This is a genomic window from Stenotrophomonas sp. 21LCFQ19 (assembly GCF_056861425.1).
Map to the genome: position 1 here is coordinate 379002 of NZ_JBSPUF010000001.1, position 21852 is coordinate 400853.

General features: G+C 64.0%; 22 protein-coding genes. 12 read left to right on the top strand and 10 right to left on the bottom strand.

The window, feature by feature from the left end; genetic code table 11:
- Nucleotides 1–6: 6 nt before the first annotated feature.
- Together AC13FW_RS01650 and rsgA are read right to left on the bottom strand one after the other, a co-directional pair.
- Entirely contained in the window at nt 7–1257 is a 1251-nt protein-coding gene (locus tag AC13FW_RS01650) for a flavohemoglobin expression-modulating QEGLA motif protein (protein WP_482988046.1), read from the bottom strand.
- A gap of 337 nt (nt 1258–1594) precedes the next feature.
- A complete protein-coding gene (gene rsgA / locus AC13FW_RS01655; protein WP_482987961.1) occupies nt 1595–2692 on the bottom strand; it encodes a ribosome small subunit-dependent GTPase A in 1098 nt (365 codons plus the stop codon).
- A 323-nt stretch (nt 2693–3015) separates the two neighbouring features.
- Here rsgA and AC13FW_RS01660 point away from each other — a divergent pair, with 323 nt between their 5' ends.
- The 4 genes from AC13FW_RS01660 to AC13FW_RS01675 all read left to right on the top strand — a co-directional run bounded on the left by AC13FW_RS01660 (nt 3016) and on the right by AC13FW_RS01675 (nt 6042).
- Complete coding sequence (locus AC13FW_RS01660; protein WP_482987962.1) at nt 3016–4287, top strand: pyridoxal phosphate-dependent aminotransferase; 1272 nt, start codon at nt 3016–3018, stop codon at nt 4285–4287.
- Between the two features lie 9 nt (nt 4288–4296).
- A complete protein-coding gene (locus tag AC13FW_RS01665; protein WP_482987963.1) occupies nt 4297–4938 on the top strand; it encodes an SGNH/GDSL hydrolase family protein in 642 nt (213 codons plus the stop codon).
- A 23-nt stretch (nt 4939–4961) separates the two neighbouring features.
- Entirely contained in the window at nt 4962–5633 is a 672-nt protein-coding gene (locus tag AC13FW_RS01670) for a class I SAM-dependent methyltransferase (RefSeq protein WP_482988047.1), read from the top strand.
- Nucleotides 5634–5712: 79 nt separating this feature from the next.
- Nucleotides 5713–6042 (top strand): DUF6172 family protein, encoded by a 330-nt coding sequence (locus tag AC13FW_RS01675; RefSeq protein ID WP_482987964.1) that lies wholly within the window; start codon nt 5713–5715, stop codon nt 6040–6042.
- 318 nt (nt 6043–6360) lie between these two features.
- Here AC13FW_RS01675 and AC13FW_RS01680 read toward each other — a convergent pair whose 3' ends face one another.
- Nucleotides 6361–7617, bottom strand: coding sequence for a DEAD/DEAH box helicase (locus AC13FW_RS01680; RefSeq protein WP_482987965.1), 1257 nt, complete (start codon nt 7615–7617; stop codon nt 6361–6363).
- Between the two features lie 41 nt (nt 7618–7658).
- Nucleotides 7659–8438, bottom strand: a complete 780-nt coding sequence (locus AC13FW_RS01685) for a polysaccharide deacetylase family protein (protein ID WP_482987966.1) — start codon at nt 8436–8438, stop codon at nt 7659–7661.
- Nucleotides 8439–8498: 60 nt separating this feature from the next.
- On the opposite strand from AC13FW_RS01685, the gene grxD reads away from it, so the two are divergent.
- A complete protein-coding gene (grxD, locus tag AC13FW_RS01690) occupies nt 8499–9425 on the top strand; it encodes a Grx4 family monothiol glutaredoxin (protein WP_482987967.1) in 927 nt (308 codons plus the stop codon).
- 376 nt (nt 9426–9801) lie between these two features.
- Here the strand turns inward: grxD and AC13FW_RS01695 are convergent, their stop codons facing one another.
- The gene (locus AC13FW_RS01695; protein ID WP_282272308.1) at nt 9802–10341 is read right to left on the bottom strand and encodes a DUF924 family protein; all 540 of its coding nucleotides are present in this window, start codon (nt 10339–10341) and stop codon (nt 9802–9804) included.
- Between the two features lie 249 nt (nt 10342–10590).
- On the opposite strand from AC13FW_RS01695, the gene AC13FW_RS01700 reads away from it, so the two are divergent.
- The 3 genes from AC13FW_RS01700 (at nt 10591) to AC13FW_RS01710 (ending at nt 12627) form a co-directional block, all read left to right on the top strand.
- A complete protein-coding gene (locus AC13FW_RS01700; protein WP_482987968.1) occupies nt 10591–11535 on the top strand; it encodes a DegV family protein in 945 nt (314 codons plus the stop codon).
- 72 nt (nt 11536–11607) lie between these two features.
- Nucleotides 11608–11946 (top strand): hypothetical protein, encoded by a 339-nt coding sequence (locus AC13FW_RS01705; RefSeq protein WP_282272304.1) that lies wholly within the window; start codon nt 11608–11610, stop codon nt 11944–11946.
- Nucleotides 11947–12627: a Dph6-related ATP pyrophosphatase gene (locus AC13FW_RS01710; protein ID WP_482987969.1), complete on the top strand. Its 681-nt coding sequence runs from the start codon at nt 11947–11949 to the stop codon at nt 12625–12627.
- Nucleotides 12628–12764: 137 nt separating this feature from the next.
- Here the strand turns inward: AC13FW_RS01710 and AC13FW_RS01715 are convergent, their stop codons facing one another.
- The 4 genes from AC13FW_RS01715 to AC13FW_RS01730 form a co-directional block, all read right to left on the bottom strand.
- Nucleotides 12765–14183 carry a GGDEF domain-containing protein gene (locus tag AC13FW_RS01715; RefSeq protein ID WP_482987970.1) on the bottom strand — a complete coding sequence of 473 codons (1419 nt, stop codon included), beginning with the start codon at nt 14181–14183 and terminating at the stop codon, nt 12765–12767.
- Between the two features lie 468 nt (nt 14184–14651).
- Nucleotides 14652–15479: an S-formylglutathione hydrolase gene (gene fghA, locus AC13FW_RS01720; protein ID WP_482987971.1), complete on the bottom strand. Its 828-nt coding sequence runs from the start codon at nt 15477–15479 to the stop codon at nt 14652–14654.
- A 94-nt stretch (nt 15480–15573) separates the two neighbouring features.
- A complete protein-coding gene (locus AC13FW_RS01725; protein ID WP_481509238.1) occupies nt 15574–16683 on the bottom strand; it encodes an S-(hydroxymethyl)glutathione dehydrogenase/class III alcohol dehydrogenase in 1110 nt (369 codons plus the stop codon).
- A gap of 49 nt (nt 16684–16732) precedes the next feature.
- Entirely contained in the window at nt 16733–17008 is a 276-nt protein-coding gene (locus tag AC13FW_RS01730; protein ID WP_296251374.1) for a metal/formaldehyde-sensitive transcriptional repressor, read from the bottom strand.
- A 324-nt stretch (nt 17009–17332) separates the two neighbouring features.
- Between AC13FW_RS01730 and AC13FW_RS01735 the strand changes: the two genes are divergently transcribed.
- Complete coding sequence (locus AC13FW_RS01735) at nt 17333–18070, top strand: response regulator transcription factor (protein ID WP_482987972.1); 738 nt, start codon at nt 17333–17335, stop codon at nt 18068–18070.
- On the opposite strand, the gene AC13FW_RS01740 is transcribed toward AC13FW_RS01735, so the two are convergent.
- Nucleotides 18017–19447, bottom strand: coding sequence for a sensor histidine kinase (locus AC13FW_RS01740; RefSeq protein ID WP_482987973.1), 1431 nt, complete (start codon nt 19445–19447; stop codon nt 18017–18019). The two genes, AC13FW_RS01735 and AC13FW_RS01740, sit on opposite strands and share 54 nt — an antisense overlap.
- A 248-nt stretch (nt 19448–19695) precedes the next feature.
- On the opposite strand from AC13FW_RS01740, the gene AC13FW_RS01745 reads away from it, so the two are divergent.
- The 3 genes from AC13FW_RS01745 (at nt 19696) to AC13FW_RS01755 (ending at nt 21797) form a co-directional block, all read left to right on the top strand.
- Complete coding sequence (locus tag AC13FW_RS01745) at nt 19696–20298, top strand: hypothetical protein (protein WP_482987974.1); 603 nt, start codon at nt 19696–19698, stop codon at nt 20296–20298.
- A 215-nt stretch (nt 20299–20513) separates the two neighbouring features.
- The gene (locus AC13FW_RS01750; protein WP_482987975.1) at nt 20514–20927 is read left to right on the top strand and encodes a hypothetical protein; all 414 of its coding nucleotides are present in this window, start codon (nt 20514–20516) and stop codon (nt 20925–20927) included.
- A gap of 96 nt (nt 20928–21023) precedes the next feature.
- Complete coding sequence (locus tag AC13FW_RS01755; protein WP_481534241.1) at nt 21024–21797, top strand: SDR family oxidoreductase; 774 nt, start codon at nt 21024–21026, stop codon at nt 21795–21797.
- Nucleotides 21798–21852 lie beyond the last annotated feature (55 nt).

A 21852-nucleotide genomic window follows, 5' to 3' on the forward strand; every position in this document is an offset into this window, starting at 1 on the left:
ACCAACTCAGGTTTCGCTGATCTGGTCCATGCGGATGCGGTTGGCGAACAGCGAGAACGCCAATGCGCCAGCAAGGCCATTGGCGCGGTTGATCCACTGCGGCAACCAACGCGGCGGTGCCAGCACCCCAGCTTCAAACAACGGCGTCAGCGCCTGTGCGTCTTCCAGCGTCATCTTGCCGGCGAACAACCAGCGGCAGGTCTGCAGCTTTTCATCACGCAGCATCTGCCGGAAGAAGGTGTGCACCGAGACCAGGCCGCGCAGGTAGACCGTGTCCTTGGTGAAGGCAGCGCCGCCGCTGGTGGGAACACCACGGAACACGCGTTGTGCGGAGGAAAAACTTTCCTCGGCGGTCTGCCCGGCAGCACGGAAATAATTGAAGACTTCGATGAAGTCGGCCCCATCGCGCGCCATCGCAATCGCCTCGATGCGCAGGCTGATGCGCTTGAGCCGCTGGATGTCGATGCTGCCGGTGATCTGTTCGGCAAACGTCGCCAGGCCCTCCTGGGTCGCGGTGATGCGCGGCGAAGACAGCGCCAGGCTCGGCAGCACCTGCTGGTCGCGTCCGTTGAGCGCGGTCAGCGAATGCACCAGCGCCTCGTGGTGGTAGAGCTGCGCACGGTCATAGGCACTGAAGGTGGCGCGGGTGCGCAGGCGGATGCGGGTCGCCCCCGCAGCGGCCTTGGCGATCAGTTCCGGGTCCAGCTCCACGCTGATCATGCGCCCTGCGAAGAACTCATCCAGGTCGCTCTGCAGCATCAACTGCAGGGCTGTTGCCGACACCGGCACCTGCTCCTCCGGGGCCAGCAGTTCGTGGTCCAGTTCCTGCGCAATCTGGATGAAGTGCCGTGCCGCATCGCGGGTGGTCGGGCCATTGCCCGGCATCGGCTGCTCGGGCACGCCGAACAGCTGGGTGGAATAGTCGTCCACCGCGCGCGTACCCAGGCCTTCCAACAGACTGGCGGCCAGATCCCAGCTATGCGCAGAATCCTGAATGTAAGTGCCCAGTGGATGGCTGGCATCCACCTCGTCCATTACCGCCGCCAGTTCGCGCCGCGTTTCGCTGAAGTCGAGTTTGGGATAGCCCACCTGCGGCAGTACCGGGTTACCGCGCGCCACGCTCTCCAGAAACGGTGCCTGCGTATCTGCCGGCCAGCTGGTCAGGCTCAGCAAGCGGATGCCTTTGACCGCCGCTACCATCCGCGCATCCAGCGCAGCGTGATGGCTGATGGCTGGATCGTTGTGGGTATCAACCATGTCCATGCCTGCCTCGTTCAAATCAGGTAATAACGCGCAACCATCGCTCTTGTAGAAGCGGCGTAAGCCGCGAAGCCACAACCGCATCAACGCGCGAACAGCTTACCCCTCCCCAACCCTCCCCTTTGCTCCGCGCAAGGGAGGGAGCCGAAGCAGCGGCGCAAGCCGCGAAGCGACGCCCACATCAACGCGCGAACAGCTTACCTTCCCTAACCCGTCCGGCCCGAAGGCATAGCCTTCGGTCGTTCATCAGGCCGCGCGCCAGTGGCGCGCAAGCAGGCCTTCTTCACCCCCTTTGCTACGCAAAAGGGAGGGAGCAGATGCAACGGCGACGGCTTCAGCGCCGCTTGCCCTTGTTGATTGGCCGCCACTGCGCACCGCGCCCGCTGTGCTTGCGTTCCGTCGCCTGCTCGGCCTGACGCTGGGCAAGTTTGGCTGCGGCCTGCGCCACTTCCTCACGCAGCTTGAGGTAGCTCTCCAGCCGGCTTTCGTCGATGTCACCACGCTCAATGGCCTCCTGCACTGCGCAGCCCGGTTCGCTGTGGTGCGAGCAATCGCGGAACTTGCATTGCGTGGTCAGCTCTTCGATATCGGCGAAGCCACCTTCAGCCAGGGTTTCCTCACCGGTCGGCTTGAGCTCGCGCATGCCGGGCGTATCGATCAGGCAGGCGCCATACGGCAGCGGCATCAGCGCACGATGGGTGGTGGTGTGGCGGCCGCGCGAATCATTGCTGCGCACTTCGTTGGTCTTCATCCGGTCCTCGCCCAACAGCGTGTTGGTCAAGGTGGATTTGCCGGCACCGGAGGAACCCACCAGCACCACGGTATTGCCCGGGCCCAGCCACGGCAGCAGGGCGGAGACACTTTCCGGGTCCTTGCCATTGATCGCCAGCAGCGGAATCTGCTGCGCGGCCAGGTCTTCCAGCACCGCCAGCGCGTCCTCGCTGTACTCGGTCTGGTCGGCCTTGGTCAGCACCACCACCGGTGAGGCACCACCGCCGCCAACCAGGAGCAGGTAGCGCTCGATGCGGCGCGGATTGAAGTCGGCGTCCAGGCCACAGACGATGAACACCGTATCGATGTTGGCCGCGATCACCTGCTGGTGATAGTGCTCACCGGCGGCACCACGCTTGATCGAGGTATGCCGCGGCAGCAACGCGACGATGCGCTTGCCGTCCAGCAACACCCAGTCACCTACCGCCGCGCGCTCATGGCTGGGGAAGCGCGGCCGCTGCCATTCCGGCGGCGACTCGGTCTTGAGGCTGTTGTCCGGCGCATCTGCGACCACGTAACCGGAACGGTGCTGCTCGATCACCCGCCCCGGGCGGGCCTGCGGATGGGCGGCAAAGGCTTCCTGCCACTGCGGGTCCTCGGGAGCACCGGGCCAGGGCCAGCCGATATGGCGCAGCGAATCGAAGTTGATGGAATCAGTCATTGGGGGATTCTACCGGGGCAGGGCTTGGCGCCGGGAATGGCGGTTCAGTTGAGGCTGGTGCTTGGGCCAAAGCCAAAGCCAGAGCACCCCTCCCCAACCCTCCCCTTGCCTGCGGCAAAGGGAGGGGGCAAGGCTTGGCCCCCTCCCTTGCGCATAGCGCAGGGGAGGGCTGGGGAGGGGTGCTGTTGCCCTTGCTCCGGCAGTTGTTTTTGCCTGCAACCAATCCCCACTCCCGAATCCCCAGTCCCGGCCCCAAGGCCCCGCCCCGCAGCGCAACAATTCAGCTACCATGCGAAGTCCATGCCCTTGATGGCCCTGAGAAAATGTCAAGCCCTGTCAAACCGCTAGCTACCCGTGAACGCCTGTCCGAAGTCCGCTACGAAATCCGTGGTGAACTGGCCCGACGAGCGCGGGAGCTGGAGGCCCAGGGCCGCAAGCTGATCAAGCTAAACATCGGCAATCCCGGTGCATTCGGTTTCCGTGCGCCTGCACACCTGCAGCACGCCATCGCCGATGACATGGGCCGCACGGACCCCTATACCCATCAGCAGGGTCTGCCGGTCGCACGTGAAGCCATCGCGGCGGCCTACGCCCGTCGCGGTGCGCCCGATGCCGTGGCAGACCGCGTGTTCCTGGGCAATGGCGTCTCCGAGCTGATCGACCTGTCGCTGCGCGCCCTGCTCAACCCGGGTGACGAAGTGCTGGTGCCCTCGCCGGATTACCCGCTGTGGTCGGCTGCCACCATCCTCAACGATGGTCGACCGGTGTATTACCGCTGCCGTCCGGAAAACGGCTTCCTGCCTGATCCGGTGGAGATGGAAGCGCTGGTGTCCTCGCGCACCCGCGCCATCGTATTGATCAACCCGAACAACCCGGCCGGCGCCAGCTACCCGCGCGAGCTGCTGGAAAAAATCGTCGCCATCGCCCGCAAGCACAACCTGTTGCTGCTGGTGGACGAAATCTACGACCAGATCCTGTACGACGGCGCCCCGTTCCAGCCGGTCGCACCGCTGGCCGGTGATCACCCCTGCCTGACCTTCAGCGGCCTGAGCAAGGTGCACCGCGCCTGCGGTTGGCGCGTTGGCTGGATGCTGCTGTCCGGCGCCGGTGAGCAGCTGGGGGAATTCCGCGCCGCACTCGACCTGCTCAGCGCGCTGCGCCTGTGCGCCAACGTGCCCGGCCAGTACGCGATCGAAGCCGCGGTCAATGGCCCGGACACCATCTCCGAACTGTGCAGCCCCGGCGGCCGCCTCTACGAAACCCGCCGCGCGGTGATCGAGGCCTGTGAGGCCAGCGAGCACCTGTCGCTGGTGGCGCCTTCCGGCGCGCTGTATGCCTTCCCGGCCGTGATCGGTCCTGCGGCGCAGGGTTTTGATGACCACGACTTCGCCCTGCAGCTGATGGAAGAAGAAGGCGTGCTGGTGGTGCCAGGCTCCAGCTTCAACGTGCCCTACCGCAACCACTTCCGTGTCACCCTGCTGCCCGAGGCCAGCGTGATGCGCGAGGTCTTCGGCCGCATCGACAAGCTGCTGAGCCGGCGCGCCGAAGCCGTCACCAAGGTGGTGCAGCTGAAGCCACGCAGCGCGGTGGGTTGATTGGACTTGATGAGCGATAACGCAGCCAACTCCACGTCCTACCTGGCGCTGGGCGATTCCTACACCATCGGCGAAGGCGTGCCGCAGGCCGGCACCTGGCCCTTCCAGCTCGCCGCCGCGCTGCGCGCGCACGGCATCGAGCTGGACGACCCGCAGGTCATCGCCACCACCGGCTGGACCACCGACGAGCTGGCTGCCGCCATCGATGCCGAAGCCCCGCAAGGGCCGTACGCGCTGGTGAGCCTGCTGATCGGGGTCAACAACCAGTACCGCGGACGGCCGCTGGCCGAGTACCGCCAGCAGTTCGAACAGCTGCTGCAGCGCGCGATCGCCCTTGCTGGCGAAGACCCGCAGCGGGTGCTGGTGCTGTCCACGCCGGATTGGGGATTTACCCCTTACGCGCAGCAGAACGGACGCGATGCAGCCCAGGTCGCCCGCGAGATCGATGATTTCAACGCCGCCGCGCACGCCTGCTGCGGCGATTACGGCGTGGCCTTCGTCGACATCACCCCGACCAGCCGCGACGGCGGAGAAACGGTGGAAATGCTGGCCGATGATGGCCTGCATCCTTCGGCCGCCATGTACGGGCGCTGGGCGCAGCTGGCGCTGCCGGTCGCGGCCGGGCTGCTCAAGCCAGCATCGGCCGCTTGAACCGCCCGCAAGCCACCCCGGCAATGGCCGGCGAACGCGCGCGCGCGATTGCCCAGGCCTTCGCTCCACGGCGGTTCTGGGGCCATCGCGGCGACTATTACTACGCCTTGCTGAAGCTGCGCAGCGACCCGCTCTATCCCGGCGTGCTCGACGCGCTGCGCGGCAGCAGCGCACCACTGCTCGACATGGGCTGCGGGCTGGGCCTGCTGGCCCATGCGCTACGCCAGGACGGGCAGCACATGGCCTATCTGGGCGTGGACAGCGATGCTTCCAAGACCCAACGCGCCGCCAGCGCCGCCGAACGAAGCATGCTGCACAGCGTCAGCTTCGCCCCGATCGATCTACTCGCAGACCTGCCGGCACACCAGGGCAATGTCGCCATTCTCGACGTGCTGCAATACCTGCCGGCGGCCGCCCAGCCGGGCCTGCTGCGGCGCGCGGCGGCGATGCTGGGCGAAGATGCACGACTGGTGATCCGCATGACCGTGGCTGACGGCAGCCGCCGCAGCGGCGTCTCACGGGTTGCCGACCGCGCCGCCAACCTGATTGGCTGGATGCGCTCGCGCCCCCGCGACTATCTGGATGTGGATGCAGTACTTGCCCATCTGCAGCAGGCTGGGCTGACCGTCAACCTCACCCCGCTGTACGGCAACACCCCATTCAACAACTGGCTGCTGGTCGCCCGACGCGGTTGAACCACGGTCAAGCCGTTTGCACCGATAATGGTGCCATTCCCTGCCGGCCCAACCGGGCTGGCGCAGCAACGAGATTCCCGTGAAGAAGACCTATAGCCTCGCCATCGAAGGCAAGCACCCTGACCGCCTGCTGGAAGCCAGCAAGCACGACATCCGCAAGTACACCAAGCGTGAGCGCGGCAAGGCAGTGCCGGCCGGCGCCGATTCCTGGGGTTTCGACAGCAAGCTGGGCGTGGACGAAGTCTCGGCCAAGCCGGTGGGCTACGACGAGCTGTTCCGTGCCATCGACGCGCTGGTGGCCGCCGGCAATACCCAGTTCTACGTGGAAGTGCTGAGCAAGCCGGTCAAGCGCAGCCCGCGCCCGGTGGCTGAAGCCGCTCCGGCAGCAGAAACCGATTTCGAAGATTGATCGCCGACGCCCCTTTGCCACAGGCAAAAGGGGCAACCGGTAGTGCCGAGCCATGCTCGGCAGAAGCTTTCCCAGCAATGCCGTGTAGTGCCGAGCCATGCTCGGCAGGGGGCCTTCCAGGCCATCCATCTACGTGCAGGAACGATGTGGGAGCGGTGTAAGCCGCGAAACCGGCACCATTGGAATCACCGACTGGTCCGCAATCTGCCGGATCCTGGGCTTCGCGGCTTACGCCGCTCCCACAGACGATTGGCTGGTAACGCCCCAGCCGAGCATGGCTCGGCTCTACCAAAGGCGGCCCGGCCGACTGTGGTCCTGTCAGGACCCAGCTTTTTCCGCCGCAGCCGCCCGCGCGCGGTCTTTCTTGCTCGGCCGGCGGCCCTTGATACCGCCATTGTCGTCGGCAACCACGCTTGCCACCGGCGCTGCCTGCGTAGGCTCAAAGCCCTCAAGCACCTCGGCCCTGCTCTGCAGGCCATGGCGTTTGCAGATCAGGCGCCAATGCGCCATCGCCGCCGAATCGACAAAACTCAGCGCCAGTCCCCTCTCCCCTGCCCGCCCGGTGCGGCCGATGCGGTGCAGGTAATCCGAGGGCGCACGCGGCAGGTCGTAATTCACCACCACCGGCAAACGGGTGATGTCGATGCCACGCGCAGCCAGGTCAGTCGCCACCAACACCCGTACTTCGCCATCCTTGAAATCCTGCAACATGCGGAAACGACGGCCCTGCGACAGTTCACCGTGCAGGGCCTGCGCGTTGACCTCGGCCTTGCGCAGCTGCGACGCCAAACGGTCACCGTCACGGATGCTGCCGACAAAGACCAATACCTGTTGCCACTGCGGATCTTCCAGCAAGGACAGCAACAACTCGGCACGCCGGGCGTTGTCGACATGGATGGCGCGCTGCTCGATATCCGGCGCCGACTGCTCGCCGATTTCCAGGCGCTGCGGTTCATGCAGCCCCGCCGCAGCCAAGGCCTGGATATCGGCCGCAAACGTGGCCGAGAACAAGGCGGTCTGCCGCTTCACCGGCAACTCGGCCAGGATCTGCCGCAGCTCGTCGCCGAAACCCAGCTCCAGCAGACGGTCGGCTTCGTCCAGCACCAGCAGCTGCACCTGCTTCAATGACAGGGCGTTATGCGCCAGCAGATCCAACAAGCGTCCAGGGGTGGCCACGACGATGTCGGCACCACCGCGCAGCGACATCATCTGCGGATTGATCGACACGCCGCCGACCGCACAGACCAGATGCGGCCGTCGCGACAACTCGCGGCCCAAGGTGGCAAACACGTCGCTTACCTGCTGCGCCAGTTCGCGGGTCGGCACCAGGATCAACTGGGCCAGCACACGCGGCTTGCGCGGCGTTGCCATGAAGAAGCGCTGCAGCGCCGGCAGTACGTAAGCGGCTGTCTTGCCTGAACCGGTGGGCGCCAGCGCAACCACATCGCGCCCCTTCAACAGCAACGGCACCGCCTGCTGCTGGATCGGCGTTGGCGCCAGATAACCGGCCTGCTGCAAGGCCTGCTGCAGCGCGGGCAGCACGTAGGGAGACAGGCCGAGTTGGGAGAAAGGCATGGTGCGGTTCCAGAACGCCGCGCAATGGCGGGGAGGCGAGTCTACGCTGTTGGCTGCGGCAGGCGGGCGCGCAGGCCGCGCGCCTGCAGCTGCTGCAGTACCGCGTCGATGATGGCCAGATTGTGACCGTGGGCAGCGCCTTCATGCAGCAGGACGATGGCGCCTGGCGCCAGATCGGGCGCAATCCGCGCGACAACGCCCTCCGGGGTGCAGTTCACGCCGTCGTAGCCGCGGGCGCTCCAGCCAATCCGCACCAGCCCATGGCGCTTGAGCGCCACCGCCACGAACGGGTTGGTCATGCCCACCACCGAGCGATACCAACGCGGTGGCGACCCGGCAATCGTCGTCAGCATCTGCTGGCATTGGCCGATTTCACGCGCCATCTGCGCCGGACCCAGTGCCCAGAAGCGCGCCTGCGGGTGTGAATGACTGTGATTGCCGATGTCATGGCCACGCCGCAGCACCTCATGCACCAGTTCCGGACGGGCCTGCGCGCGCTCACCGACCATGAAAAAGGTCGCCTTGGCGTCGTGCCGGTCGAGCAGCTCCAGCACCGCCAGAGTCTCATCGGACGGACCGTCATCGATGGTCAACCACACGTCCTGGCCGGGCGCGCGGCTGGTCACCGGCGCGTAGAAGCGGCTGTTGGGGAGGAATACCGGTACGACGAACAGGGCGTGACTGAGCAGCAGCAAGGGCAAACCCCACATCCAGCCCAACCGCCACCACAGCAGTGCAACCAGCAATTGCGAGACAAGCAGCCAGGGCAGCCAACGCCAGGGGTGTACGGGAATGCGATGCAGGGTTTCCGGGGCAGTCATTCCCTATGATGCCATGCAGCGTAGAATCAGCTGGTCTACGACCACTTATACGAGTTCACGATGTCCCTGGACCCCGCCCTGCGTTCGCGCATTGAATCCATCCTCGGCGCCGACCGCGTCGTCCTGTTCATGAAGGGCCAGCCGACCATGCCGCAGTGCGGTTTCTCGGCCAAGGCTGTTGGCGCGCTGCAGGACCTGGGCGTGCAGTTCGGCCACGTCAACGTGCTGGCCGACCAGGAAATCCGTGAAGGCATCAAGGCCTACGGCGACTGGCCGACCATCCCGCAGCTGTACGTGGACGGCGAGCTGATCGGCGGCAGCGACATCATCCTGCAGATGGCCAGCAGCGGCGAACTGAGCAGCCTGCTCGGCCTGGCCGCACCAGACCGCACCCCGCCGTCGATCACCGTCACCCCGGCCGCAGTGGAAATGCTCAAGGGCGCACTGGCCGACTCGCCCGGCGCGGCCCTGCAGCTGAGCATCGATGCCAGCTTCCAGCCGAACTTCCAGCTGGCCCCGTTCGACGACAACGCCATCGCGGCTGAGTCCAACGGCCTGCGCGTGCAGTTCGATCCCTCCAGCGCGCGTCGCGCCGATGGCATCACCATCGACTGGGTCGACGACATCCGCGGCCAGGGCCTGGCAATCAACAACCCGAATGCCCCCAAGCCGGTGCAGGACCTGGACGTGCGCAGCGCCGACGACCAGCTGCGTGCCGGTGCGATCACCGTGGTCGACGTGCGTCCGGCTGACGAGCGCGCCATCGCCGCGATCAATGGCAGCTTCGAAACCTTCGACGGCGACAACCGCGCCAAGCTCGAAGCTCTGCCCAAGGACACCGCACTGGCGTTCCTGTGCCACCGTGGTGGCCGCAGCGCGCAGGCTGCCGCGCAGTTCCTGGCACTGGGTTTCACCAATGTGTTCAACATCACCGGCGGCATCGATGCCTGGTCGGAGAACGTGGACAACAGCGTTCCGAAGTACTGATCGGAACACGCTGCAGCAACCAAAAAAAGCGCCGGCCCCCAGCCGGCGTTTTTTTTCGTTGAACAAGCGCGGGAACGGCAACCTGATTGCCAACCTTGTAGCAGCGGCGTCAGCCGCGAAGCTGATAGAACATCGGATCGCAGAGGCAACTAGCGCTGCAGCAATGTCAGCTTCGCGGCTGATGCCGCTCCCACATGCAAACCAGAAGCATGCAGCCTGTGCCCTTTTGTGGAAGCGACATCAGCCGCGAAGCACTTGAGTGGTCAGATGACATGCGAACCCAATGCTGCACTGCATGCGTACCGCGATGAGCAGTACCTGGCAGACAGGCGTGTATCCGACAACGCCGTCAGCAACACCAGTCCCTGCCGGGTGCTCAACCAGCAAAGCCACCTTCAGCGAGAAAATGCAGTTCCTCGGCGGTCGGGATCCGGCCCAACACCGCGTTCCGGTGCGGGAAGCGGCCAAAGCGGCGGATGACATCGCGATGCACTTCGGCGTATTTCAGGTATTCCAGATCGCCCAGCACCTCGAACATCGCCACCGCGCGCTCCTGGTCCTGCGGATCCTCGGAATGCTCGAACGGCAGGTAGATGAAAGCCCGCAGCTTGAGCGGCAGTTCGCGGTCCCACCCTTCCTCGATGGTGCGGGTAGCGTAATGCCGCGCCAACCCGTCGGTAGCGTAAGAGTGCGCTGTGCCACGGAAGCAGTTGCGCGGAAACTGGTCCAGCAGGATCTGCAGCGCCAACGCGCCCTCGGCATTTTCCAGCCAGTCCTCACAACCGCGCCGGGCTGCCTGGTAGTGCAGGTCCAGGAAGCGCTCCCGGAACTCCACATCAAAGGCCTCGTCACGCACAAACCAACGCTGCGGACCCGCCGCGCGCCAGAATTCAACTACCGAACTTGCAGTTTCCATTACTGATCCCTGGTTCACCGCCTACCCGCAGGCGGTGACACTTCCCACCGATGTCGTCGCATCCGGGGACAGGGCCTCAGTTGCTTGGCAGTAGCTTAATAGGCTACCCCAAGCTATGAAATGAGGAAAAGGTGAAAAAACCTACCCGGGATTGGGACGGTCTCCGCATAAACCACCAACTCCATCCCAAGTTTTGAGATAGGGTTCCTATCTTTCGGGACTGTTACGACCCTTGGGGGGGTACAAAGCATGCGCATAGGAATAGTGGTCGACTCGGCCTGCGACCTGCCCAAGGGCTACCTGCAACAGAACAACATCGTGCTGCTCCCCATCAGCGTACGGATCGGCGACACGGTGCTCCCCGACCACCGCGATGAAGAGTCCACCCTGGCCTTCCTGCAGGGACCGCTGAGCGAGCGCAGCGCCGAAGCGGAAACCATCCCCTATAGCGCCGAGCAGATCCGCGACCTGTTCCTGAGCCGCCTGGTTACCGATTTCGACCAGGTCTTCTGCATGACCATCACCCGCACCCGCAGCCCCATCCATGACAACGCGGTGCAGGCCGGCTACAGCATCCTCAACGAATACAAGCCCATCCGCCAGGCGGCCGGCCACAATTCGCCGTTCAGCCTGCGCGTCATCGACACCCAGAACCTGTTCGCCGCGCAAGCGGTGAGCGCGGTGGAAGCGGTGCGCCTGCGCGACAGCGGTGCCACCGTCCCGCAGATGCGCGAACGGCTGGAGCTGGTTGCCAGCAACGTGCACGGCTACATGGTCACCCGCGACCTTTACTACCTGCGCGCCCGCGCCCGCCACAAGGGCGACCGCAGCGTCGGCCTGCTCAGCGTCGCCCTGGGCAGTGCGCTGGACATCAAACCCGTGCTGCATGGTTACCGTGGCAATACCGAGCCGGTGGCCAAGATCAAGGGCTTCGACAACGCTGTGCAGGCGCTGTTCGGCTTTGTCGGCAGGCGCGTGCTGCACGGCCTGATGACCCCGGTGGTGTGCGTCAGCTACGGCGGCCCGCTGGACGAGTTGCGCGCCCTGCCCGGCTACGAACAGCTGCACGATACCTGTGAGAAGCACGGCGTAACGCTGCTGGAAGCAGTGATGAGCCTGACCGGCATGGTCAACGTGGGCAAGGGCGCAGTGACCATTGGCTTTGCCGATGAACCGCATACCTTCGGCAGCTGATCAACCCGAATCATCTGGACAGAATCACTACATCTGACGCGCTAGTCTGACGCTCTACCAAGGAGGTACCCCATGTCCGTGCTCTATTCCATCTCGCTGCCCGACCCGGCCAAGGCCCGCGGCAACGATCCACGCCTGTCATTCACCGCCAGCGGCGCGGACGCCTTTGCGGAGCAATTGCAGGCTGCACTGCGCACACCGGAGCTGTTCGAGCGCTGGAAAGCCACCCAGGACGAACCCGATGACGTGGACCCCGGCCTGGGCGCGGTTGATCCGAACGCCACGGTCACCGGCAAGCAGTCCGACCTGCGCATCGACCTGGTCGCCAGCACCAGCCTGCCCGGCGACCTGTTCAAGCAGCGCCTGCGCATGCTGGCCGGCAGCCACTGGGAACTGCGCGATGTGCGTTGAGTGGTGACAACCCAGGTATTGCTGTCCTGGAGCGGTGGCAAAGACGCCGCATGGGCACTGCACGAACTCCAGCAACGCGATGACGTCGAGGTTGTCGCGCTGCTGAGCACGCTGACCGAAGGCTATGACCGCTCCTCGATGCAGGGCGTACGCCGTCAGGTATTGCTGGCCCAGGCGGACGCCGCCGGGCTGCCGCTGCTGGAAGCCTGGATACCGCAGGTCTGCGACAACGCCGTGTACCTGCAGTGCATGACAGCAGCGCTGCACGAAGCCCAGCAGCGCTGGCCGGGCCTTGCGAGCATCGCCTTTGGTGACCTGCTGCTTGAAGACATCCGGCGATGGCGCGAGCAGCAGTACGCGCCCCTGGGCTGGCACACCCTGTTCCCGCTGTTTGGCCACGACACCACCGCGCTGGCGCGGCAGATGATTGCGAACGGCCTGCATGCACAGCTGTGCTGTGTGGACAGCGAGCGGCTGGATGCCGGTTTTGCGGGCCGAGTATTTGATCAAGCCTTTCTGGACGAATTGCCAGCAGGCATCGACGCCTGCGGCGAGAACGGCGAATTCCACACCTGTGCAAGCGCGGGGCCGATGTTCCGCGCTCCGTTGAAGCTTGAACAAGGCGACTCCGTGCTACGCGAGAACCGCTACGCCTACACGGATTTCATCTTGCAGTTGTAGGCGCGGCGTTAGCCGCGAAGCCACAACAGCAAGAACAACAGCGCTTCATGCAATTTCAGCACTGCTCGCAACGTCAGCTCAGGCAGCTTCGCGGCTCACGCCGCTCCCACAAGGCTGGGCGCTGCATCAAGCGATCATCAGAACTCTGCCACCACATCATCGCGTACCGACACCCGATTCCTGCCCGCGCGCTTGGCCTCATACAACGCGCTATCAGCATCGTCCAGCAGCTGTGTCGTAGTTGCCATGGCTGAAGGCCGCAGGAAGGCCACACCCACACTGATGCTGACCGCTGCTTCCGGCAAGGCGAGCGACTCAATGGCCAGCCGCAACTTCTCGGCAAGGGCGACCGCATCTTCCCGCCCGCAATCCGGCACGATCACAGCGAACTCCTCCCCGCCGTAACGCGCCAGGCAATCGCCCGCACGCCGAACATTCGCCTGCAGCGCCGCAGCAACGGCCTGCAGGCAACGATCACCGGCGGGGTGTCCATGGGCATCATTGAATGCCTTGAAGTGATCGATGTCGGCCAGAAGCAGACCCAGGCCAGCACCGCTGCGGTATGCGCGACTGGCCTCGGTCTGCAGGACGGCATCGAACTGACGACGGTTGGCCACGCCGGTCAGGCCATCCTGTCTTGCCAGCTGATCCAGCGCCGCCTGACGCTCCAACAAGCCGATCTGCAGCAGCGTGCTGCGCAGACTGAAACCAATGGTGGCAACCACGAAACTGGCGAAGGCCAGCGTTCGCGCGTGGTCCACCACCAAGGTGCCAACAACCAGCAGAAGCAAGGCCACGATCATCGGGCCGCCCGCCTGCACCAGCCGCACCAGCCGCGGGTTGGGCACCAGCACCGGGGCCGATGCGCGACGCACTGCCAGCCACGCCAGCAGGAGGAATGGCAGATCAATCAGCAGATCGTTGTAGGCACCGAAGGAATCTTCAGAGGTGAAGTGGTTGATATAACCGGCTATCAGCAGGTAAGCCAAGGCATACAGCGCAAGGACGCGAAAGAACCTGCGCCACTCCGGCACATCGCTGGCCAACCAGCGCACGGTTGCGAAGCTGGCAATGCACAGGTTCTGGACATCGAACATGTAGCGCATGTTGCGCATTGCCTGCTCGTCGACATCAATTCGGTCGGCGAAAAAGCTGGTGTGCACGAAGAACAACACGCCCAACAATCCCGCCATCGCCGCTTCGATCAGGCTGATGATGGCGCGCTCGCGGCGCGGGCGGGCAAGGATGAACACCAGCGGCACGGCGTAGAGCACATACAACAGCAGGCTGGCGCGCGGCGTGATGTCGGCGCGGCCCGCCCCCAGTGCATCGGCCAGATTGAGCGCCATGCCGCCAGACCACAGCAGCATTGCCAGCGCGACCGCATACCAGCCCAACGCCGCCCGGTCATGCCGGGCACGCCACACACAACAGCAGGCAGCAAGCAGCGGCGCTGCAACCAGGAAGATGAAGGAACCAACGCCAGCGGGACCCGAGCCGATGGCAAGGACCAGAGCATGGCAGACGATGAACAGCAGGATCAGCACTACCGGCATGCATTCCCCATCGGACAGGCGCTATGCCCGCACGATAGCGCGACAGCTGCTACGACAACGTGACCCACACCCCGACACGACATCGGCGACCACGCTGCTCGACCACCTGTAGTGCCGAGCCATGCTCGGCAGGGGCCTTGCCAGCAAAAAGCAACCCTTCCCCAACCCTTCCCTTCGCTACGCGAAAGGGAGGGAGCACGACGTAGTGCCGAACCATGCTCAGCGGGGGGCTTGCCAGCAAAAACCAACCCCTCCCCAGCCCTCCCCTTCGCTACGCGAAAGAGAGAGAGCAGAGCGTAGTGCCGAGCCATGCTCGGCGGGGGCCTTGCCAGCAAAAACCAACCCCTCCCCAGCCCTCCCCTTCGCTACGCGAAAGGGAGGGAGCAGAGCTTAGTACCGAGCCATGCTCGGTGGGGGCGTTACCGGTAGAGCCCCAGCCGAGCATGGCTCGGCTCTACAAAACAACGCTCAGCCCATCGCCTTGGCGTGGTGCGCGATGTGCTCGCCGATGAAGCTGCTGATGAAGTAGTAGCTATGGTCATACCCCGGCTGCATGCGCAGCTGCAGCGGATGCCCGGCAGCCTCGCAGGCGGCCTGCAACAACTGCGGGCGCAGCTGGCTTTCCAGGAATTCATCGGCGCCGCCCTGATCAATCAGCAACGGCAGCTTCTCCTGCGCATGCGCGACCAGCTCGCTGGCGTCATACGCCTTCCACACTTCGCGGTCTTCACCCAGATAGGCAGCAAACGCCTTCTGTCCCCATGGCACCTGCGACGGTGCCACGATCGGCGAGAACGCCGACACGCTGCGATAGCGTCCGGGGTTCTTCAGGGCGATGGCCAGGGCACCGTGGCCCCCCATCGAATGTCCGCTGATCGCGCGCACATCGCTGGCGGCCGGGTCAGCTTCCACCCAGGCCGGCAGCTCATCGACGATGTAGTCGTACATGCGGTAGTGCCGCGACCACGGCTCACGGATCGCGTTGAGGTAGAAACCCGCGCCCTTGCCCAGGTCATAGCCCTCGGTATCGGCCACTGCATCACCGCGTGGGCTGGTATCCGGCGACACCAGGATGATGCCGTGCTCGGCCGCATAGCGCTGTGCGCCGGACTTGGTGATGAAGTTCTGCTCGGTGCAGGTCAGGCCGCTCAGCCAGTACAGCACCGGGCAGGGGCCGTGCTCGGCCTGCGGCGGCAGATAAACGCCTACCGTCATCTCGCACCCCAACACCTGAGATTCGTGCCGGTAAACGTCCTGCCAGCCGCCGAAGCAGGCGCGGTGTTCGAGTCGTTGCATGGTTTTTGAATCCCTGGTGTTGAGTTGCGTGATGTTTGCGACTGAGAAAATGCCAGCTTCGCGGCTTACGCCGCTCCTACAAGAGGGGCTGTGATCAGTAATGGATGACCGAGCGGATCGACTTGCCTTCGTGCATCAGGTCGAAGGCTTCGTTGATCTTGTCCAGTTCCATCGTATGGGTCACGAACGGCGCGAGCTCGATGTCGCCCTTCATCGCGTCCTCGACCATGCCCGGCAGCTGGCTGCGACCCTTCACACCACCGAACGCGGTGCCCATCCACTTGCGACCGGTCACCAACTGGAACGGGCGGGTGGAAATCTCCTGCCCTGCACCGGCCACGCCGATGATCACGCTCTGGCCCCAACCACGGTGCGCACATTCCAGAGCGGCGCGCATCACGTTGGTGTTACCGATGCACTCGAAGCTGTGGTCCACACCCCAGCCGGTCATTTCGACGATGACCTGCTGGATCGGCTTGTCGTGCTCCTTCGGGTTGACGCAGTCGGTGGCACCAAACTGCTTGGCCAGCTCGAACTTGGAGGGGTTGGTGTCGATGGCGATGATGCGGCCGGCCTTGGCCTGGCGCGCGCCCTGGATTACCGCCAGGCCGATACCACCCAGGCCGAACACCGCGACGCTGTCACCTTCGGCGACCTTGGCGGTGTTGTGCACGGCACCGATACCGGTGGTGACGCCGCAGCCCAGCAGGCAGACGTGCTCCGGGTTGGCTTCCGGGTTGACCTTGGCCAGTGAAACTTCGGCCACCACGGTGTACTCGGAGAAGGTCGAGCAGCCCATGTAGTGATAGATCGGCTCGCCGTTGTACGAGAAGCGGCTGGTACCGTCTGGCATCACACCCTTGCCCTGGGTGGCGCGCACGGAGGTACACAGATTGGTCTTGCCGCTCTTGCAGAACAGGCACTCGCCGCATTCGGCGGTGTACAGCGGAATGACGTGATCGCCGGCCTTCACCGAGGTGACGCCCTCGCCCACTTCAACCACGATGCCGGCGCCTTCATGGCCGAGCACGCACGGGAACAGGCCTTCCGGGTCGTCACCAGACAGGGTGAAGGCATCGGTATGGCAGACGCCGGTATGGGTGATCTTGACCAGTACTTCGCCCGCCTTCGGCGGTGCGACATCGATCTCGACGATCTGCAAAGGCTGGCCCGGACCAAAGGCAACGGCGGCACGTGATTTCATGGGTTTTCTCCTGCGGGAATGATGAAGGCGGCGCAAGGCGACGCCGGAATTATTTGAGATAGGAACGGATCAGGCTGGACATCTCGGCAACGCGTGCAGCGCGCTGCGCTTCGGAGCGCGCCGGCTGGCCGAACTCCTCGCGCAGGTGCGCCTCCATCACCTCGGACATCAGTCCGTTGACTGCACCGCGGATGGCCGCGATCTGCTGCAGCACCGGATTGCAGTCGGCGCCGGCTTCCAGGGCACGCTCCAACGCATCGCACTGGCCGCGGATGCGTTTGACCCGGGCCAGGACCTTCTTCTTCTCTTCGGGGGAATGCGGCATGGCGGCCCCAATATCCTGTACTGGGGGATAGTATATTTTGCGGTTCTGGAAAATGCCAATAGACCGGGTTCCCAGGCGAACGGGGGTCACCTCCGCCTTACGTGATCCCGCCGTTAGCCGTGGCTGTACAAGCCACTAGCTACTTCAAGCTACCGATTCAGCCCCGACAGGCCAGGTGCTGCGCTCGAACCGATCGGCCCTCACTTTCACGCCATGTCCACAACGCCGCGCATGGTCAGTTGCCGCGCCTTCCCCACCACGAACCGCTGGATGATTCCCGCGCCACTCAAGTAGTCTTGGCAGGACAATCCAGGCATCACCAACTTGAGCCAACAAGTCGACAAAAGCCCCGGCCTTCCATTGAAGGTGGCCATTACCGAAGACGACGCGGTGCTGCTTGAACGCGTCCTGCTTCCCGGCCTGAGCGACTATGGTTTCAAGGTAGACGGCTTCAATGACGCCACCGGGCTCTACCGCAGCCTGCTGACCCAACAGTTCGACGTGGTGATCCTGGACATCGCCCTGCCAGGCGAGGACGGCTTGAGCATTGCGGCGCACCTTCGCCAGATACAGCCCGGGCTTGGCCTGGTCATGCTGACGGGAACGGAGAGCCGGGACAACCACCTCCGGGCGATGCGCCACGGTGCGGATGCCTACCTGTCAAAGCCGGTCGACATCGACATCATTGCGGCCACGCTGCACAGCCTTTCACGCCGCCTCGAGCGCACCCCGAAGGGCGCGGACAGCACCGATGCCCAGGACGGCAATGCGCGCTGGGCCTTGGCATCCGATGATTGGTGCCTTGTGCCGCCGTCCGGGCGGATCATCGCCCTGACGACCCCGGAACGGGCACTCCTGGGCATGCTCAATGCCAACCGTGGCCAGACGGTCGAGAAGGAGCGCTTGATCGAGGCATTGACAGACAATGCCTCGGACTTCGACCCGCACCGTCTTGAAGCCCTGGTGCACCGGGTCCGCCGCAAAGCCGCCAGTGCGGCACCCGAGTCGTCACCGTTGCCCTTGTTGTCTGTCCGTGGAAAGGGCTACCTGCTCGCTACCTGAGCCCATCGGACATCCGCGCGGAGATACCAGCGGAAGCAGTATCTTCACCGTGCTGCCCTGTGGTTGCCGGGCAGCAAGCTCAACGTTTCCACCCGCCTCAAGGACCATGTCCATCACAACCGGCAAGCCCAGGCCGGTTCCCAGGCCAACGGGCTTGGTGGTGAAGAACGGATCGAACGCCCTTGCACGAATGGCCTCTGTCATGCCGTGGCCGTCATCCTGCAGGGTGAGCGAGACCCACGCGTCTCCTTCCCGCTCGGCTTTGACCAGGAAAATACCCGTTCCGGGAATCGCATCCCGCGCATTGGCCGCGATATTGAGAATGACCAGCCCGAAGCGATCAGCATCCATGCGCACCGGCAAGGCATCCTCACCGCAGTCGAGCTGCAGCTGCACGCGACCGCCGAAGAGTTGCTTCAGCATCGGCGACAGCTCGCCGAGCGAAACGCGCATATCGAAGACCTGCGGGTGCGCCACATCCTGCCTGCTGAAATTCAGCAGCTTCCTGCTGATCGTCAGGCCTCGCTTGGCAGCGAGCTCGACGTCCTCCAGCGCGCCGTAGAGTGCGGTCGCCCCCTTGTCTGCGAGGCGCTCCCGCTGCCCGGCCTGGCCCAGGACTATCCCGAGCACGTTGTTGAAGTCATGTGCCACGCCGCTGGCAAGACGCCCTACAGCTTCCATCTTCTGCGCATGAATCAGCTGCTCGCGCGTGCGTTCACGCTCGGCGACCTCCTCCTGGAGCCGGGTATAGGCCAGCTCCAGTTCGCGACCGCGGGTATTGGATTCTTCCAGGCTGTTGCGCAATGCAGCCACGGTGCGATCCAGGGCGATCGCAATGATCAACCAGATCCCGGCCAACGACACCGCCTTGCCGACCCCGGCGACCGACGCCGTGCCACCTCCGAGCATTGCACGCAGGTAATCCGCAAGCAGTGTCGCCGCCAGGATGGCAACGCAGGCCGCGTAGGTGATCCATAAGGTCCGCCGCCCCAGGACCAGACCTGCGAGCGCCAGCAGGATCATCGGCATCGGATCGAAGCGCAGACCGAGCATGCCGGTCGCGGTGTAGATAACCGCCATCGACAACAACACCACGCCGAGGAACAGGTGCATGCCACGACGGAAACGCCCCGTTCGGATCAACCAGACACAGGCCCATGCGGCCGACGTCATCAACACGTCTGTCGTCAGGTCGGCGAGCATGGCGCTGCGCGGCGGCAGATCAGCCGACCAACGACCGCTCAGCACCGCATAGAGATACAGCGACTTGTTGAGCGGGATGAAAACCCCAAGGAAGATCAGCAATACCTGCAGGAACGGCGCATTGCGCCGGTCGACCGGATCCTGCACCGGGATGTCTGAAAGCCAGCGCTGCACCGGCCTGAAGAGAAGTAGCTGTTTGATAAGAATCTCCCCGCACCTGGTTTACCCGCGGAACAGCCCCCAACCGGCTTCCGCCCCCTTTCGGCATTCCTCATCGCTTCTCACCCGGACCGGTGAAAAATGGTGCGTGTATTCCACGATCCACTTTTGTAGCTTACGTCCAAGACCTCCTTCCTGCCGTGAGGAAGTAGCCCATACGAGGAACATGGGTTGTCGGCGACACCGACGCTTCCACGACTGCATTGCCACAGCTGAACACGACTTCACGCAACGCACACAAACCAAGGCCTCCCAACGACGCCTGCGGCGCCCAACGGAAACTCAAGATCCGTCGCGCCAAAGATATCCGGGAGCTTCCTGAAACGTTCTGGAGCTTGCCACCGGCCAGCCCGCGAGCTGGCACCGGAAGTCCAAGGGGATACCAAGCAACCTTCCTGGATGGATGCGCCTATGCCCCGCGACCGCCATGGATATTGGTTTCACTTTCCGGGTCGACAAGGCCGAACGCCAGACATCTCATCCCCAATTACCGCCTCGAATACGCGCTCCGGGTCAACCTGATGAAGCATGCAAGCATCGATCAACTGAAAATCCTGATTGATTCTCTGGACGATATTTCGCTGAACATAAGCGGCCGAATTGAAGTCCTCCAGAAGATCAGGCAATCAGCCGCCAGCCTCTACTTCAATCGTTCGAGCAATACCGTAGGCCATAGCGAGCAGATCGACGTAATGGTGCTGGAGGCAATTGAAGTTGCGCTGCTCCCAGTCGAACGGGAATCGTCTGGTCATATCAACACTGGCCTATCACCCGCCGCGGGATACATCCAGCCTTGGCGCGTGTAACACGCACGCTTCCTCATGAAACCGGTGATGCAATGATGAGTTCCCTGACCACCGCGAGGCAGTGCCTGGATCCCGGCAATCCAGGTTGCTTGCAGCAGCATGACCGGTCACGTCGCCTTTCAGGACCTGATTGCCGAACGCGCGTTCTCCCACCACGCTCCGCCTGTTCCGGCGCCTTGGCTTCCCCACAAGGAAGAACGAACTCCCCGCCTGCAATGCCCAAAAAAACAAGCCTCGACAACCAAGCGAACCGCCTCATCGACAGGATCACGCGACATCTTGGCGAAGCCCGGCAGCTGGACCCTGCAACGTCCGCACTGCTTGAGGATTTGGCCGCCCACCTGCAGCAGGCTGTGCATCCGGAACCACCGCAGGGCGACTGTCCGCCATTGCGCGTGAGAACCATGCGTGAACTGCAACCGGTGCTGACCGCACTCAGGGAACGATGCATCACGGAAGCAGCTACCGCTGCATTGGGAGCGGCTGCCGGCCCCTGGCTGAGTGCCGCCGAGACCCAAGCCGGCACCAGCCGTCTGGATGTCTCCAAGGAAAGCCGTGCGCAACTTCTACGGATGCGTGCGGCATTGAGCAACGCCAAAGGTATTCATCGACGGTGCCATAGCCGTTGACGAGTCCACGCGCATCTCCCGTCTTTCAGGAAAAGCCCGCGCGTGAAATCCCCCGACCAACGTCGAAGCCAGTTCCCAGATCAGAGGACCATCCACATGACTGACCATTCCCTGAAAAACAAAGTCGCGGTTATCGCAGGCGGCGGCAAGAACCTCGGTGCCCTGGTCGCCCACCAGTTTGTCGATGCAGGGGCCCGCGGGATCGCCATCCACTACAACAGCGACTCCTCGAGAACGGATGCGGAGAGAACGGCCGGCGAACTGAAAGCCAAGGGGGCGGACGCCATCCTGTTCCAGGGTGATCTGGCGGTCGTCGCCAACAATGTGCAGCTGTTCGACCAGGCCAAGGCCCATTTTGGCCAGGTCGACATCGCGGTCAACACCGCAGGCGTGGTGATCAAGAAACCTATCGCCGAGATCACCGAGGCCGACTACGACAAGAGCTTTGACGCCAACGCCAAAGCCGCGTTCTTCTTCATCCAGCAGGCTGGCCGGGTACTGGCCGATGGCGGCAACATCGTCACCATCGTCAGCTCGCTGCTGGCCGCCTACACACCGTTCTATGCAATCTATCCCGGCAGCAAGGCAGCGGTTGAACACTACACGCGCGCGGCCTCCAAAGAGTTCGGCGACAGGGGAATCTCGGTCAATGCCATTGGTCCAGGGCCGATGGATACCCCCTTCTTCTACGGCCAGGAGAAGCCCGATGCAGTGGCCTATCACAAGTCCGCGGCTGCACTGAGCAAGTACAGCAAGACCGGGCTTACCGATATCGAGGACATCGCCCCCATCGTCAGGTTCCTGGTGACGGATGGTTGGTGGATCACCGGGCAGACGATCTTCGCCAACGGCGGCTACACGACGCGGTAAGCCTTCAGCGAAGAAGGCGGTTGCGGAGGTGGAAGCGCGGGACGCTGCAGCACCG

Coding starts and splice junctions, on each gene's coding strand:
- AC13FW_RS01685 (WP_482987966.1), bottom strand. CDS start 8,438: ATGACTGCCCCGGAAACCCTGCATCGCATTCCCGTACACCCCTGGCGT.
- rsgA (WP_482987961.1), bottom strand. CDS start 2,692: ATGACTGATTCCATCAACTTCGATTCGCTGCGCCATATCGGCTGGCCC.
- AC13FW_RS01660 (WP_482987962.1), top strand. CDS start 3,016: ATGTCAAGCCCTGTCAAACCGCTAGCTACCCGTGAACGCCTGTCCGAA.
- grxD (WP_482987967.1), top strand. CDS start 8,499: ATGTCCCTGGACCCCGCCCTGCGTTCGCGCATTGAATCCATCCTCGGC.
- AC13FW_RS01750 (WP_482987975.1), top strand. CDS start 20,514: ATGCCCAAAAAAACAAGCCTCGACAACCAAGCGAACCGCCTCATCGAC.
- fghA (WP_482987971.1), bottom strand. CDS start 15,479: ATGCAACGACTCGAACACCGCGCCTGCTTCGGCGGCTGGCAGGACGTT.
- AC13FW_RS01705 (WP_282272304.1), top strand. CDS start 11,608: ATGTCCGTGCTCTATTCCATCTCGCTGCCCGACCCGGCCAAGGCCCGC.
- AC13FW_RS01680 (WP_482987965.1), bottom strand. CDS start 7,617: ATGCCTTTCTCCCAACTCGGCCTGTCTCCCTACGTGCTGCCCGCGCTG.
- AC13FW_RS01730 (WP_296251374.1), bottom strand. CDS start 17,008: ATGCCGCATTCCCCCGAAGAGAAGAAGAAGGTCCTGGCCCGGGTCAAA.
- AC13FW_RS01695 (WP_282272308.1), bottom strand. CDS start 10,341: ATGGAAACTGCAAGTTCGGTAGTTGAATTCTGGCGCGCGGCGGGTCCG.
- AC13FW_RS01715 (WP_482987970.1), bottom strand. CDS start 14,183: ATGCCGGTAGTGCTGATCCTGCTGTTCATCGTCTGCCATGCTCTGGTC.
- AC13FW_RS01665 (WP_482987963.1), top strand. CDS start 4,297: ATGAGCGATAACGCAGCCAACTCCACGTCCTACCTGGCGCTGGGCGAT.
- AC13FW_RS01725 (WP_481509238.1), bottom strand. CDS start 16,683: ATGAAATCACGTGCCGCCGTTGCCTTTGGTCCGGGCCAGCCTTTGCAG.
- AC13FW_RS01700 (WP_482987968.1), top strand. CDS start 10,591: ATGCGCATAGGAATAGTGGTCGACTCGGCCTGCGACCTGCCCAAGGGC.
- AC13FW_RS01650 (WP_482988046.1), bottom strand. CDS start 1,257: ATGGTTGATACCCACAACGATCCAGCCATCAGCCATCACGCTGCGCTG.
- AC13FW_RS01755 (WP_481534241.1), top strand. CDS start 21,024: ATGACTGACCATTCCCTGAAAAACAAAGTCGCGGTTATCGCAGGCGGC.
- AC13FW_RS01670 (WP_482988047.1), top strand. CDS start 4,962: ATGGCCGGCGAACGCGCGCGCGCGATTGCCCAGGCCTTCGCTCCACGG.